This window comes from Acidobacteriota bacterium, from assembly GCA_039683095.1.
Lineage (GTDB): Bacteria > Acidobacteriota > Aminicenantia > Aminicenantales > Saccharicenantaceae > RBG-16-66-30.
In genome coordinates this window covers 564,438-579,557 of record JBDKSB010000001.1, presented here as the reverse complement: position 1 = coordinate 579,557, position 15,120 = coordinate 564,438, and the positions used below count along the sequence as shown (strand labels likewise).

Here is a 15,120-nt window from a genome sequence, read left to right as displayed (position 1 = left end):
AACCGGCGCGAAAGGAGACCTTCATGAAGCCTCGCCAGATTTCGGGCGTTCTCCTCTTGGCCGGCGCCCTGACCGCGCTGGCCCTTGCGCCCCGGCCCGCGCTCGCCGCCGACGCCCCGTCCGGGCAGGTCCTCGAGGGACTCAAGCTCCCGAGCGCCATCCTCGGCCGCGACGTCGCCTACGCCGTCTATCTGCCGCCGGGTTACGAAGCGTCGACCCGGCGATTCCCCGTCGTCTATCTCCTGCACGGCTACACGGACGACGAATCCGGCTGGATCCAGTTCGGTGAGATCCAGCTGGCCGCCGACCGAGCCATCGCCGACCGGGAGATCCCGCCGATGATCATCGTCATGCCCGATGGCGGCGTCACGTTCTATATCAACGACGCGGCGGGCAAGGTCCGCTATGAGGACATGTTCGTCCGGGAGCTCATCCCGTACATCGACCGGACGTACCGCACCCGGCCGGACCGCGAGTTCCGCGGCGTCGCCGGGTTGTCGATGGGCGGCTGGGGCACGCTGGTTTACTCGTTCCGCCATCCCGATCTCTTCGCCGCCGGGGCGGCCTTCAGCGCGGCGGTCTGGTCCGATGACGACATCGCCGGCATGAAGCAGAAGGACTGGGACGGCCTCCTCGGCCCCCTGTTCGGAGCGGCGGGGAAGGCGGGCCGCGACCGCCTGAGCCCCCATTTCCGGGAGGTCAGCCCTCTCGCCCTGGCCGGATCGCTGCCAGAGGACTCGCTGAAGAAGGTGCGCTATTACATCGACTGCGGCGACGACGATTTCCTGATCAGGGGCAATTGCGCCCTGCATCTGCTCCTGACTGACCGTAGGATCACCCACGAGTTCCGGGTCCGCGACGGCGGCCACACCTGGACGTACTGGCGGACCGGCATCGTCGACGGGCTGAGGTTCATCGGCCAGAGCTTCAACCGCTAGGATCCGCCGGCCCGGCCGCCTGTCCGGCCAAGAAATTCTTGACAGTCTCGCCGCTTATATACTAGATTTAGTGTGGATTACAATGGCCAGCAACTACTTTTGGGGTCCTGCATTGTGCCCCGTCCGGGCTTGCCGCCCGGCGAAGCGGCTCGGCCGACTAAATATCATCATTGGATATAGAGAGGCTGGCCCCTAAATGGCCCATGAACACACGGAAAAGACGCCGGCGGGCGGCCTGCCCGTCGTTCTTGTCGTAGATGACGACCTCGCCTATCTCGAGAAGCTCCAGCGCACCCTGCGCGACCACTACACGGTCCATACCACGACCAGCGGCGTCGAGGCCATCCATCTGATCAAGTCCCTGCCGGAGGTCAACGTCCTCGTGGTCAACGAGGATCTGCCCCGGATGAAGGGCACCGAGCTGCTGCGCTTCCTCAACGAGATCTTCAAGAACTCCGACGCCATCATCAAGATCCTGCTGACCGAGAACGCCTCGAACGGGACGACGATCGACCTGGCCAGCTACGGCCGCATCGACTGCTGCCTGGCCAAGCCTTCCGATCCGGCCGTCATCCGGCGCAAGGTCAGCTTCCTCATCGCCCAGCGGTCGCGCGAGAAGCGCTCATCCATGCGCGTGACCCTGGACGACTCGAAGGACATCCTCATCGAGACCGAGGCCCTCGGCGAGGCCACGCTGGTCAACCTCAGCGAGAACGGCATGTTCCTGCGGACCCTGTCGCCCACGCCCGAGGGCTCGGCCGTCCCCCTGCACATTTCGCTTCCCGATGGGCGCCGGTACACGCTCGAAAGCCGGATAGTCCGCCAGGACGCCGACCAGGGCGGGGTCGCGGTCGAGTTCCAATCTCTCGACGACGCCAGCCGCTTATCGATCCTCCAGTTCATGGCCGACTATGTCGCCATCCGCGACCTCGACGAGCTCAAGCTGCGTTACCCGTTCCTCAAGACCGACGAGATGGTCCTGTTCACCGATTCGGTCAAGATCGAATCGCTCATGCGCGAGGCCCTGGCCCGCAAGGTCGAGGTGGCCGCGGTGCCGGCCCGGTCGGCTGGAACTCCGGAGATCCTTTCGTTCTCTGAGATCGATGCCCCGTCGGTCTGCCAGATCGCAGGCGAGAAGCTGGACGTCAAGTTCAAGACTTCCGACCTCCTCTTCGTCTCCTACCAGATCGGCTACGCCACCTACAATTTCGAGACCATGATCGCCCGGATCGCCGCCGACGGCCAGACCATGGTCTGTCTCTACCCCCGGGTCATGTTCTACTCGGAGAAGCGGGCCGAGCGGCGGATCACCCCGGCCGGCGACCTGCGGGTCGAGATCCCCCTGCCGCCCCCGTATGACCGCAAGGTCCGGGGCGTCATCACTGACATCAGCCCGAACGGCGTGAGCTTCGTCGCCAACGGGGACACGCCGGTCCTCCTCAAGGGGACGCCGATCGAAACCATGTCCATCCTCGACGGCGACCAGGTCCTGTGGCAGGAGACCGGCGAGGTCCGCTACGTGGCCCGGGCCGGCCGGGACGAGGGTCCGGGACTGAAGTACGGCGTCCAGTTCGGCATCAGCCGCATGAGCATCCAGTCCGTCCACGCCCCCGACGCGGATTTTGCCCGGCGCAGCGACGAGACTTCCGAATCGGACGTCGTCCGGATCGCACCGGTCTTGCCGGCCGATGTCTCTGCAATAGACTTGGCGACCCCTCACGTTGTCCGCATGGAGAATTCTCGCGGCGAAGAGATCGTCGGCTTGCTGAATACATCCTTGCCTCTGGATAACCAGCCCGTTCCGGTCGTCATCGTCCCACCTGCTTTCGGCAAGACAAAGGAGATCCTGTTCGGGTTGGCGCTGACATTAGTCCAGAATTTCCGGGCCATGGGCAAGCCCCTGGCCGTCCTCCGCTATGACGGAATACGGCGCAAGGGAGAGAGTTACAAGGACCCGGAAGCATCCGAGCCACCATGGGAAACCCTCAATTCGAGCACCAGCCAAGGCGCTGATGATATCCGGGCGGTGATCAATTGGATACACGCTAATCCCAAGCTCAAGGCCGGTCCCGTCATCCTGGCCACGTTTTCCCTGGCAGCCTTGGAAGCCCGGGTCGTTCTCCGGGACCCCGAATATCGAGGGCGGATTCACTATTGGATTTCCTGCATGGGGGCCCTCGAGTTCCGGCACATGATGAACCGGATCAACTGTGGCCTGGACCTCCTCGAACAATACCAACTCGGCATCGACCTAGGCGTCTATCCTATCCTGGGGAACCATATCCGCCACATGCCATATGCGTCGGATATTATCGCCAACGGGGTTGGCACGCTTGAGCAGGCCCGCGAAGATATGGGCCGGGTAAGTCTGCCTGTGACCTGGATCTACGGCCAACACGACAAGTGGATCAAGCACGAATTCGTCCGCGATGTGATGAGCGTCCAGGTTGATGTCCCCCGTGAGGTCATCGCCGTACCCATTGGCCATAACGCCAGGACCTCGCGCGAGGCCCTGCGCGTGTTCGGCACAGTCACGTCGCTCATCCACCGGTTCCTCGAGGGCTCGACCATCCAGCCGCTCATGCCGAGCCGGAAAGACATGGAGATCATGCGCCGGGCCGAGAAGGACCGGCTGCCGCCTCGGGACCTCAAGAACAAGAAGAGCTATTGGCGTCACTACCTCGTCGGCGAGGGGCACCTGCTGGGCTTCGGCGTCATGGCCATGGCCGAGGAGTATCAGCAGCTAATGCGAGATCAGCTCCGCGCGCTGGACCTTCGTCCCGGCGACCGGCTTCTCGACCTCGGCGGCGGAACTGGCAACTTTCTCGAGCATGTCGTCCAGGGGCACGGCGGTATTCCAGTCGAGATCACCATCGCCGACCTCGTCCCGGATGCAATGGCCCAAGCCCAAGAGAAGCTTCGGACCCTCGGCGTCCCTGCAGATCAGCGCGGGCGCGTCAATTTCGTCGCCCTCGATCTGGAGATGAGCCGCTATCGGGCCGTCCGCCGCTTCCTCGACGGCGAGATCGGCACATTCGAGGAAATGGCCGATAAGGTTGAGAACCTGACCCTCGAGAGTGCCCGGAAGATCCAGGAAGACTACTCGCCTCGCCTGCACCGTATCCTTCGTGGCGAAAGGATTACCGGGGATCATGACGACTGGCTAAAGACCCGCTTCGATCTCTATGAATACCGGATCATCACCGACTTCAATTCTGCCGCTCGTTTCGTCCGTCGCCTGGATCAGGCAGCTCCGGAATACCGTAGGCTTATCCTGCCCGGGAACCTGGAGGGAACATGCCGCCTGCCATTCGGGTCCGGCGGCTACAACAAGGTGCTGATGAGCCTTGTCCTGTCCTACATCTTCAACCCGGCAGAGACGCTCCGCGAAGTCAGGCGGATCATCGAGCCGGGCGGCCTGCTCGTCTTGTCGAGCATGCGGCCAGACACAGATGCCTCGGGGCCCTTTACCCGGTTGCTTGAGCGGATCGAGGCCATGCCCGACGAATCCCTGCCGTCCGAAATGCCGAAATCGCTCCTGCTTGATTCGTTGCGTTCGTTCCTCAACGACGTTCAGGAACTCAACGAGCTCGAAGAGGCGGGCACATTCGATTTCTTCGACCCTGAGAAGCTCGAAACCCTGCTGGATGAAGCCGGCTGGGTCACGGTCCGGAGGATCGTGACCTATGGCGACCCACCCCAGGGCTATATCGTCGTAGCCAAACCGAGAGTGACCCATGACTAAGGCAGAAACTCTAAAGGCCGCACGGGACCCCGAGTTCGAAGAGCGCCTTTATCAGGAGTACGGTCTCAAGAGCCGAGGCCGGCTGGTCATTACCCTAAGCGCCCTTCTCTACGCTTCGTTCATCTTCCTCGATTGGGTCCACGCCCCACAGACGCTCTTCGGCATATTCCTGGCTATCCGCATCGCGGTCCTCGTCGCCCACATCATCCTGTTCTTCCTCCTAGGCCAGGCGAAAACGAACCGCGCCTGCGCCCGGATCATCATTGTCGTAGGGTCCTTTGACGTCGTAGGCATCGGGGTCATGATCTATCTCCTGGGCGGATTCGCCTCAGCCTATGTTCAGGGACTTTATATCATCATCATCGGTTCGTTCATCGCTCTGCCGTTGTCCTTCCGGGACACGAACTTCGTTTTAGCCGTGACCGCAGCGTCCTATCTCGTCCCCAGCTTCCTCAACCTCAACAGGGGGCACGTCAACTGGCGCGACGTCGTTACAAACATCTATTTTTTGACCTCTATCTCGATCATCGGCGGCATCGGGTCGTTCTTTATGGATAAGCTCCGACAACGGGAACTCCGGAGCCGTCTCCAACTCGAGGCCACCACGAGCCAACTCAAGGAATCCAACATCAAGCTCAAAAGCCTTGATGAGCTCAAGACCCAGTTCTTCGCCAACGTCAATCACGAACTCCGGACGCCGCTGACGCTCATGCTGGCCCCCCTCAGGTCCCTTCTCGAAGGCAAGATGGGCCACCTGACCCCCATTCTCAAGGACACCTACGAAACAATGCAGCGCAACGGCTACAAGCTGCTCAAGCTGATCAACAACCTCCTCGATCTGAACAAGCTCGAGGAAGGGAAAATGCGGCTCAAGGTCAACGCCCTGAACCTCGTCGAGTTCATCCCGCCGATCCTCGCCTCGGTCAAGCCGCTGGCCGACCAGAAGCAGATCCGGCTTTACTACCAGCATCCCCCGCACCCTGTCGAGCTGACCCTCGATGCCGATCAATTCGAGAAGGTCCTCTTCAACCTTCTTTCCAACGCGCTGAAATTCACGAACAAGGGCGGCAAGATCACGGTTTATATAGAGGACCGTGATCACACGGCCACCATGACGGTCGAAGACACGGGCATCGGCATTCCGGCCGAGATGCTCGAGACGATCTTCGACCGCTTCTCCCAGGTCGACGGCTCCAAGTCGCGCGCCCAGGAAGGAACGGGTATCGGGCTGGCCCTGGCCCGGGAGATCGTCCTCCTCCATAAGGGGACGATCCACGCCGAAAGCGAGCTCGGCCGCGGTTCTCGTTTCATCGTCGAGCTTCTCAAGGGCGAGGATCATTTCGAAGATGAAGTGCTCGATCGCCGGATCGAGGACTTGCCCATCGGCCTCAAACGGCGGACGACCGACACCGAAGAGCCGCGCGTCCAGGACATCGTCACGGACTACCGCCGCCTCCAGCTGGTCGATCTCGAGAAGGTGGATATCGAAAGCGGACGGGTGGACCAGGCCAAGATCCACGACGCCCTGATCCTCTGCATCGACGACAATCCCGAGGTCCTCAAGCTCATGAAGATGCTCCTGGCCGACGAGTTCGATCTCGAGCTCATGACCTCGGCCGAGAAGGGCCTGAAATTCCTGCGGGAGAAGAACCCCGACCTCGTCCTCTGCGACGTCATGATGCCGGGCATGGACGGCCACACGTTCTGCCGAGCGGTCAAGTCCGATGCCGCCCTGAAGCACATCCCCATCATCCTGGTGACCGCCCGCTCGGGCGCGGAAATGCTGAACGAGGGGCTCCAGGCCGGCGCCGACGACTACATCTCCAAGCCCTTCGACTCGACCGAGCTCAAGGCCCGCATCCGGGCCCTGCTCCGCATCCGCGAAATGGAATCGGAGCTGGCCCTGGTCAACCGCAACCTCAAGATGCGGACCTCCGATCTCGTCGAGCAGCAGCGGTCGCTGTTCCTGTCGACGGTCAAGTCCCTGGCCTCGGCCATCGACGCCAAGGATGAGTACACGCGCCATCACTCGACCCGGGTCACGGACTTCTCGCTCAAGATAGCGGCCAAGATGGGGTTCAGCGAGAAGGAGCTGAGCGATCTCGAGCTGGCCGCCGTGCTCCATGACGTCGGCAAGATCGCCGTCCCGGAGAGCATCCTGCACAAGCCGGGCAAGCTGACCAACGAAGAATTCAAGCTGATCAAGGACCACCCGGCCCGGGGCGAGGCCATCCTCAGCCCGGTCATCGAGCTCAAGGAGATCGCGCGGGTCGTCCGGGCCCACCACGAGCGCTACGACGGGACGGGCTATCCCGACCGGCTGAAGGGGCGCGAGATCCCCCTGGGCGCCCGGATCATGGCCATCGCCGACACCTACGACTCCATCACCTCGGAGCGCCCCTACCGCAAGGCCGCCTCCCACCGCTACGCGGTCAAGGAGATCATCAACTGCTCCGGAACGCAGTTCGATCCCGAGGTTGTCGAGAACTTCCTGGAGATCGCCGGAACGCTCGTACAGGACAAGGAGCGGGACAAGGAACAGCCGGACAGCGGGGCCTGAGACGGCCCGTCCCCGAAGCGGGACAGGGCAGGGCCGGACGAGAGGACGCGCATGCACATCAGCTATTACGCCCTCAGCCTGTTCGTCGGCGCGATGATCGCCGGGCTGGTCGCCGTCGTCGCCTCACGGCGGGCCGCCACGCCCATCGGGCGCTCCCTGGCCATGCTCATGGCCGCTGTCTTCGTCTGGTCGCTGGCCGCGGCCGTGGAAGCGTATGTGCCCGGCCAGGACAGCCAGGTGCTGATGTCAAAGATCGCGTACCTCGGCATCGCCACGGTCCCCGGCCTGATCTTCCTTTTCGCCTTCAGGTTCCTGCATCCCGGCCAGACCGTCTCCCGGGGCTGGTCCCTGGCCCTCTGGGCCGTCCCGGCGCTGACGATCGTCATGGCGTTCACGAACGACCGGCACCATCTCCTCTGGTCGAGCATCACGCCGGGCCCGGACGGAGCGGCCGGCCCCCTGATCTATGGGCACGGATCCTACTTCGCCGTCCACGTCGGTTACTCGTATGCCCTCCTCTTCGCCGCCGCCGGCCTCTTCATCGCGGCCGCGGTCCGGTTCAAGGGGCTCTTCCGCCGGCAGGCCCTGGCTCTGCTCCTGGCCTTCGCCCTCCCGACGGCGGCCAATGTCTCTTACATCTCCGGGTTCTCCTTCTCGGAAAGGGGCTACGATTTCACGCCGGTGGGCTTCGCCTTCTCGGGGTTCTTCCTCCTCTGGGCCATGTTCCGGCTCCAACTCGTCGATATCGTGCCCGTGGCCCGGGAGCGCGTCATCGAGAGCATGGGCGAATCGCTCCTAATCCTCGACGAGGCCGGGCGGCTGGCCGCGGCCAATCCGGCCGCTCGCCGGCTGATCGCCGAAGCCGGCGGCCCGGCCGAGGACGTGCCTGAGGGCAAGCTGCTGGGCAAGCCGGCCGGGGAGCTCGTGCCCGGCTGGCCGGAGCTGGCGGCGGCCCTCCGCGAGCCGGCCTCCGCCGAGCGCGAGATCGTCTTCCGGAACGGCGCCCCGCGCTCGTTCGACCTGCGCCTGTCCCCTCTTCTCAGCCACACGACCCTGGTGACGGGCTGGGTGGCCATCCTCTACGACATCACCCGGATCAAGAACGCGGAGACCGCGGCTATCGAGGCCCGCAACATCGCCGAAACGCTCCGGCAGGCCGGCCTGACGCTGAGCTCGAAGCTGGACTTCAATCAGATCTCCGCGCTTATCCTCGACCTCCTGCGGCGCGTCATCCCCTATGACATCGGCGCGTTCATGACCGTCGATGGGAGCGAGCTGCGGCTGGCGGCCATCAAGCGGCCGACGGAGCACCGGAACCTCATCGGCGAAACCTATCCCCTGGCCGGGTCGCGGCTCTGCAACATCGCCGTGCAGAGGATGCATCCTCTGATCAGCGCCATCGCCGGCCCCGAGGACATCCTGCTGCCGATCCGGCCGGATCTGGGCGTTCATTCGTTCCTCGGCGTCCCGGTCGTCTTCCGTGACCAGGTCATCGGGCTCATCGCCCTCTACAACCAGGGCGAGCGGGCCTTCGCCGAGGAGAACGCCCAGATCGCCGAGCTCTTCGCCAGCCAGGTGGCCATCGCCATGGACAACTCCCGGCGGCTCGAGCAGATGGAGAAGCAGGCCATCACCGACGGGCTGACCGGGCTCTACAACCGGCGGGCCTTCGCCCTCGCCGGCGAGAAAGAGGTCGGGCGCGCCCGGCGTTACCAGCGGCCTCTGGCCCTCATCTTTTTCGATATCGACCATTTCAAGGACGTCAACGATTCCCACGGCCACCTCATCGGCGACCACGTCCTGCGCGTCCTGACCGATCTGGTCACGCGGACGACGCGGGCGACCGACATCGTTTGCCGCTACGGCGGCGAGGAGTTCATCGCCCTGATGCCGGAAGCCGACCGGGACGAGGCCCTGGCCATGGCCGAGCGGCTGCGGCAGGAGATCTCCCGGATGACCGTCGTCACGGCCGGAGGGACGCTTTCCCTGACGGTCAGCCTGGGCGTCGCCGCGCTGCGCCGCGAGGAGGACGAGACCCTCGAGGACCTCATCGCCCGCGCCGACCGGGCCATGTACCAGGCCAAGGCCGCCGGCCGGAACACCGTGCGCGGCTGACCTTGCCCGACCCCGCGCCGCCTGTGTTATAATGGCTCCTTTTTCGGAGGTACCCATGGCCCATATCAGACCCTTCCGGGGCGTCCGTCCCCGCAAGGACATCGCCCATCTGGTCGCCGCCCCGCCCTACGACGTCCTGACGTCGGAGGAAGCGCGGGAGATGGCGGCCGGCAATCCCTATTCGTTCCTGCACGTCGGCAAGCCCGAGATCGACCTGCCCCCGGCGACCGATCTCTACGCGGACGCCGTCTACGCCAAAGGCAAGGAGAACTTCGAGCGCTTCCTCCGCGAGGGAACGATCGTCCAGGACAAGACCCGCGACTTCTATATCTACCAGCAGGTCTGGGGCGAACATGTCCAGGTCGGCCTCGTCGCCGCGGCCTCGTGCCAGGATTACCTCGACAACGTGATCAAGAAGCACGAGCTGACCCGCATCGACAAGGAAAACGACCGCATGCGCCACATCGAGACGCTCGGCGCCCAGACCGGGCCGGTCTTCCTGACCTACCGGCGCAACGACGCCGTCGACGCCCTCGTCGCCGAAGCCATGCGCCGCGCTCCCGAGGTCGACATCACGACGTCCGACGGCGTCCGCCACGTCTTCTTCGTGATCGACGAGCCGGCCCTGGTCGGCCGGATACAGGCCGCCTTCGCCGCGATCCCCTGCCTCTACGTCGCCGACGGCCACCACCGCTCGGCGGCCGCGACGCGGATCAAGGTCGAACGGGACCGCGAGCGGCCGGGCCGGACCGGGGAGGAAGAGGACAACTTCTTCCTGGCCGTCATCTTCCCCCACAGCCAGATGAAGATCCTGCCTTACAACCGGGTCGTCCGCGACCTCAACGGCCTCGAGCCGAAGGCCTTCCTGGACCGGGTCGCGGAGAAGTTCGTCGTCCGGCCGGACAGCCCCGCTGTCCCCGTCCGGAGCCGGGATTACGCCGTATTCCTCGACGGCCGCTGGTTCGGCCTCGAAGCCAGGCCGGGGACGTACGATCCGGCCGATCCCATCGGCGCCCTCGACGTCTCGATCCTGCAGGCGAACCTCCTCGCGCCCATCCTCGGGATCGCCGATCCCCGTACGGACAAGCGGATCGATTTCGTCGGCGGCATCCGCGGCACGGCCGAGCTCGAGCGCAAGGTCCGCGGCGGCGGCTTCCGCGTCGCCTTCTCGCTCTACCCGACGACCATCGAGCAGCTCTTCTCCGTGGCCGACTCCGGCAAGACCATGCCGCCGAAGTCGACCTGGTTCGAGCCCAAGCTCAAGGACGGCCTCGTCGTCCACATGATCGACGAATGAGCCCCGCGATCCCTCCCGGCCTCGTCGCCCGCGTGCGGAAAGAGGCCGGGGCCTTCTTTCGCGGCGCCCGCGGCAGCCACGACTGGGACCACACCGAGCGCGTCCGCACGCTCTGCCTCAGGATCGGGCGGAAGGAGAAGGCCGATCTCGGCGTCCTCGAGCTGGCCTCGCTCCTCCACGACATCGGACGCGAAGCGGAGGACCGGTCGCGCGGCCGGCTCTGCCATGCCCGCAGCGGCGCGGCCCTGGCTCGGTCCATCCTCGAGCGCCAGGGCTGCGACCGGGCCGTGATCCGGGCCGTGGCCGGCTGCATCCGGACCCACCGCTTCCGCCGCGGCGGCGCCCCGCGGACGCTCGAGGCCCGCATCCTCTTCGACGCCGACAAGCTCGACTCCATCGGGGCCGTGGGCGTCGGCCGGGCCTTCCTCTTCGCCGGCGAGGTCGGGGCCCGGCTCCACGACAAGGATATCGACGTCGCCCGAACGAAACCCTATTCTCGGGAAGACACGGCCTACCGGGAGTATCTGGTCAAGCTCGGCCGGGTCCGGGACCGCATGACGACCCGGGAGGGGCGGCGCCTGGCCGCCGGCCGGCACCGCTTCATGGCCGCCTTTTTCGCCCGGTTGAACAAGGAGACGGACGGGACCCTCTGAGATGGCCTGGCACCAGGTTTACAACCCCTTGGGCAACGTCCTGCTGTCGACGCTCGTCGCGGCCCTGCCCATCGTGCTGCTCCTCGGCGGGCTGGCCGTTCTGCGGCTGCGGGCCCATGTCGCCGCCCTGGCCGGCCTGGCCTCGGCGCTCCTCGTCGCTGTCCTCGCCTTCGGCATGCCCCTCGGCCTGGCCGCGCGGACGGCCGGGCTGGGGGCGGCCTACGGCCTCTTCCCCATCGGCTGGATCATCCTCAACGTCATCTTCCTCTACGACCTGACCTGCGAGAGGGGCCACTTCAAGGTCATGCAGGAGAGCCTGACCGGCATCACCCGCGACCGGAGGCTCCAGCTCCTGCTCATCGCCTTCTCCTTCGGCGCGTTCTTCGAAGGCGCGGCTGGCTTCGGGACGCCCGTGGCCGTCACCGCGGCCATCCTCATCGGGCTCGGCTTCGCGCCGCTCACGGCGTCGGGGCTGTCCCTCGTCGCCAACACGGCCCCCGTGGCCTTCGGCGCCCTGGGCACGCCCATCGTGGCGCTGGCCGGCGTCACCGGCCTCGACCTGCGGCAGCTCAGCGCCATGGTCGGGCGCCAGCTGCCGTTCTTTTCCGTGCTTATCCCGTTCTGGCTGGTCTGGGCCTATTGCGGATTCAGGAAGATGACGGAGGTCTGGCCGGCCCTGCTCACGGCCGGGGTTTCGTTCGCCGTGCCCCAGTTCCTCATCTCCAACCTCCACGGCCCGTGGCTGGCCGGGGTCGGCGCGGCCGTCATCTCCATGGCCGCGCTGGTCCTCTTCCTCAAGCGCTGGCGCCCCAAGACCATCCTCGAAAGCGAGCCGGGCGCCGGGACCGCTGACCCGCCGCCGGCCGCGCGGCGCCGTACCGCCGGCGAGCTCCTGCGGGCCTGGCTGCCGTGGATCATCCTGAGCCTGTTCGTCTTCCTCTGGGGCACACCCCAGTTCAAGGCCTTGCTCGACGGCCTGTCGGCCGTCCGCTTCCCGGTCCCCGGCCTGGACCGGCTCGTCTTCCGGATGCCGCCGGTCGTGCCGGCGGAAGCCGCCGAACCAGCCGTCTTCGCGTTCAACTGGCTTTCCTTCACGGGCACAGGCATCCTGTCCGCGGCCCTCGTTTCGGGGCTGTTGATGGGATTCTCGCCGATTAGGCTCGTCCGCGCCTACGGCCGGACGCTCAAGCGGGTGCGCTTCTCGCTGCTGACCGTGGCCGCGATGCTTGCTCTCGGCTACGTCACCCGCTACGCGGGGCTCGACGCGACTCTCGGGCTGGCCTTCGCCCGGACGGGCGTCCTCTATCCCTTCTTCGGGACCATGCTCGGCTGGCTGGGGGTCGCCCTGACCGGCTCGGACACGTCGTCCAACGTCCTGTTCGGCAGCCTCCAGAAGATCTCGGCCCAGCAGCTCGGCCTGAGCCCGGTCCTCATGGCCTCGGCCAACAGCGCCGGCGGCGTCATGGGCAAGATGATCGACGCCCAGTCCATCGTCGTCGCCTCGACGGCCACCGGCTGGTACGGCCATGAAGGCCGGATCCTCCGGTTCGTCTTCTTCCACAGCCTGGCCCTGGCCGCCCTCATGGGCCTCTTCGTCCTGCTCCAGGCCTACGTCGTTCCGTTCACACGGATGGTCGTGAAGTAATCGTCAACGGGGAGTTTTCCATGAGTCTCGCGCCTTTCCCCAATTTCCGATTCTTCAGGACGCATCATTGCGTCACGGGATCGATGCGGCACATCTATGATTTCCACGGCCACCCGATCAGCGAAGAGATGCTGCTCGGACTCGGAGCCGGAGTGAGTTTCGTTTATTGGCACGCCAAAGGCCAACCGCCGTTTATCGGAGGGCGGGGCAACGCGGGGAGGCCCGGTGAGGAGGGATTGGAAAAAACAGCCGGACGGCGAACCGGAGTCCTGGTCGCATCTTTTCGCACCGCCAGCGCTAAAAAGGCGGAAGCGGCTCTGCTCGAGATGCTCGGCGCAGGACGGCCGGTGATGCTGCAGGTGGATATGGGCTATCTACCCTATTTCGATTTCCACGGCAAAGAGTATCATTTCGGCGGGCATGTGGTCGTGGCCTGCGGGTTCGATCCGGCTGGAGGCGAGGTTTTGATCGCCGACCGGGACGGCGTCCCGCATCCGGTGGCGCTCCAGGTCCTGGCCGAAGCGCGCGCTTCGAAACATCGGCCTTTTCCACCCGATCATCGATGGTACGCCTTCGATTTCGGCGGCAAGCACCAACCGGCTGCGGAAGAAGTCCGGCGGGCCGTCGCCGAACAAGCGAAAGCCATGCTGGAGCCGCCCATCTCCAACCTCGGCATCGAGGGCATCCGCAAAGCGGCGGCGAGAACGCCAAAATGGCCGGACGTCATGGGTGGAGATGCTCTGCGCGACGCGCTGCTCAACGCCTGGATTTTCATTTCTCCCACGGGCGGATCGGGCGGCGGCCTCTTCCGGCTGATGTTCAGCCGTTTTCTGCGTGAGGCGGCGGCCGCCGACGGAGACGAGATGCTGACGGTCTGCGCCGATCAATTCAAGGACATCGGCGACCGCTGGGAAGCGCTGGGCCGGTGGTTTCTCGACGCTTCGCGAGCCACCGCCCCGGCCTCACGAATGGGCGAGTGCGCGTCTCCTCTGCTGGCTCTGGCCGACCGGGAAGAGGCCGCCTGGAAGCGTCTGCGCGAATGGGCCGGAGCCTGAGCCGCAAGCCTTTCCCCGGCCCGACGGCCCGAGTTATCGGAAACATAAAAAAAGGGCACGCGCGCCGGGCGCATGCCCCTTTCGAAATTCGGATCAGGCCGGTGGGGGCCTGACGATCAGCCGACGATCTTCGCCGTGCCCTTGTATTTGCCTTCGATGCGTTCCTTGGGCAGGTACTCATTTTCCATCGCCCGGTAGTCCTTGAGGCCGACGAAGTCGGTGTACTCCTCGAATGAGGCCACCCACTGGGTCTGGCCGGCCAGGATGCCGGTCGGGGACGCCTTGAGCGCCTGGAAGAAATTCATCAGCGCCTTCTGGGCGACCATGATCGAGGCCACGGGGATGGAGACGCGGCCGACGCCCATTTTCGCCAGCTCGGGGATGGGGATGAGCTCGGTCTTCATGCCGCTGACGGCGTCCATCAGGTTGACCGACAGCGGTCCCTTGATGCCCTTGATGGCCTTTTCGATGTCGGCCCGGCTCCTGATGCCGTCGATGAAGGCCAGGTCGGCCCCGGCTGCGAGGTACATGTTGCAGCGCCGGATGGCCTCGTCGATGCCCATGCCGGCAAAGACGTCGGTCCGGGCATTGATGATGAAGTCCTTGTCCAGCCGGTCACGGACCTGGGCGCAGGCCCTGATCTTGCCGGCCATCTCCTCGGCGCTGATGACTTCCTTGCCGGCCATGTGGCCGCAGCGCTTGGGGAAGATCTGGTCCTCGAGATTCATGCCGGCGACGCCCATGGCGATCAGCCGCTCGGTCAGCCAGGCGGCGTTGACGGCGTTGCCGCCGCCGGTGTCCATGTCGGCCATGACCGGGATGTTCACGGCCTGGGCGATGTTCCAGGTGATGTCCATGACGTCCTTCATCCGGATGAGGCCGACGTCGGGCTTGCACAGGTAAGATCCGGCCAGCCCGTAGCCCGAGACCTGGATGGCCTCGAAGCCGGCCTTCTCGATGGCCTTGGCGCTCAGTGCGTCGTGACAGCCGGGGACGGCCACGGCCCGGCGTTCCATGATGGCTTTGCGCAGGATTGTGGATTTCTTCATGATGATGGACTCCTTTTGATTGAAAAACGGTCTTTTATTTTACATCATCGGGGAGCCCGTGAA

At 65.1% G+C, this 15,120-nt stretch carries 9 protein-coding genes; 8 read left to right on the top strand and 1 reads right to left on the bottom strand.

All coding sequences use genetic code 11. The annotated features are described in order from the left end of the window. Positions 1-23 precede the first annotated feature (23 nt). From ABFD52_02495 to ABFD52_02460, 8 genes are all read left to right on the top strand, one after another. Positions 24-938, top strand: a complete 915-nt coding sequence (locus ABFD52_02495) for an alpha/beta hydrolase-fold protein (GenBank protein ID MEN6559631.1) — start codon at positions 24-26, stop codon at positions 936-938. A 196-nt stretch (positions 939-1,134) separates the two neighbouring features. Continuing rightward, the gene (locus ABFD52_02490) at positions 1,135-4,683 is read left to right on the top strand and encodes a PilZ domain-containing protein (protein ID MEN6559630.1); all 3,549 of its coding nucleotides are present in this window, start codon (positions 1,135-1,137) and stop codon (positions 4,681-4,683) included. Continuing rightward, complete coding sequence (locus ABFD52_02485) at positions 4,676-7,243, top strand: HD domain-containing phosphohydrolase (protein MEN6559629.1); 2,568 nt, start codon at positions 4,676-4,678, stop codon at positions 7,241-7,243. Before ABFD52_02490 ends, ABFD52_02485 begins: the two co-directional genes overlap by 8 nt. Before the next feature lie 51 nt (positions 7,244-7,294). Further along, positions 7,295-9,358, top strand: coding sequence for a diguanylate cyclase (locus ABFD52_02480; protein MEN6559628.1), 2,064 nt, complete (start codon positions 7,295-7,297; stop codon positions 9,356-9,358). A 55-nt stretch (positions 9,359-9,413) separates the two neighbouring features. Then, a complete protein-coding gene (locus ABFD52_02475) occupies positions 9,414-10,655 on the top strand; it encodes a DUF1015 family protein (protein MEN6559627.1) in 1,242 nt (413 codons plus the stop codon). Continuing rightward, positions 10,652-11,308, top strand: a complete 657-nt coding sequence (locus tag ABFD52_02470; protein MEN6559626.1) for an HD domain-containing protein — start codon at positions 10,652-10,654, stop codon at positions 11,306-11,308. The genes ABFD52_02475 and ABFD52_02470 overlap by 4 nt, the downstream gene beginning before the upstream one ends. A gap of 1 nt (position 11,309) precedes the next feature. Beyond that, entirely contained in the window at positions 11,310-12,953 is a 1,644-nt protein-coding gene (locus tag ABFD52_02465; GenBank protein ID MEN6559625.1) for an L-lactate permease, read from the top strand. Between the two features lie 20 nt (positions 12,954-12,973). Further along, positions 12,974-14,008: a BtrH N-terminal domain-containing protein gene (locus tag ABFD52_02460; protein MEN6559624.1), complete on the top strand. Its 1,035-nt coding sequence runs from the start codon at positions 12,974-12,976 to the stop codon at positions 14,006-14,008. A gap of 116 nt (positions 14,009-14,124) precedes the next feature. Here the strand turns inward: ABFD52_02460 and ABFD52_02455 are convergent, their stop codons facing one another. After that, complete coding sequence (locus ABFD52_02455; protein MEN6559623.1) at positions 14,125-15,057, bottom strand: isocitrate lyase/PEP mutase family protein; 933 nt, start codon at positions 15,055-15,057, stop codon at positions 14,125-14,127. Between the last annotated feature and the right edge of the window lie 63 nt (positions 15,058-15,120).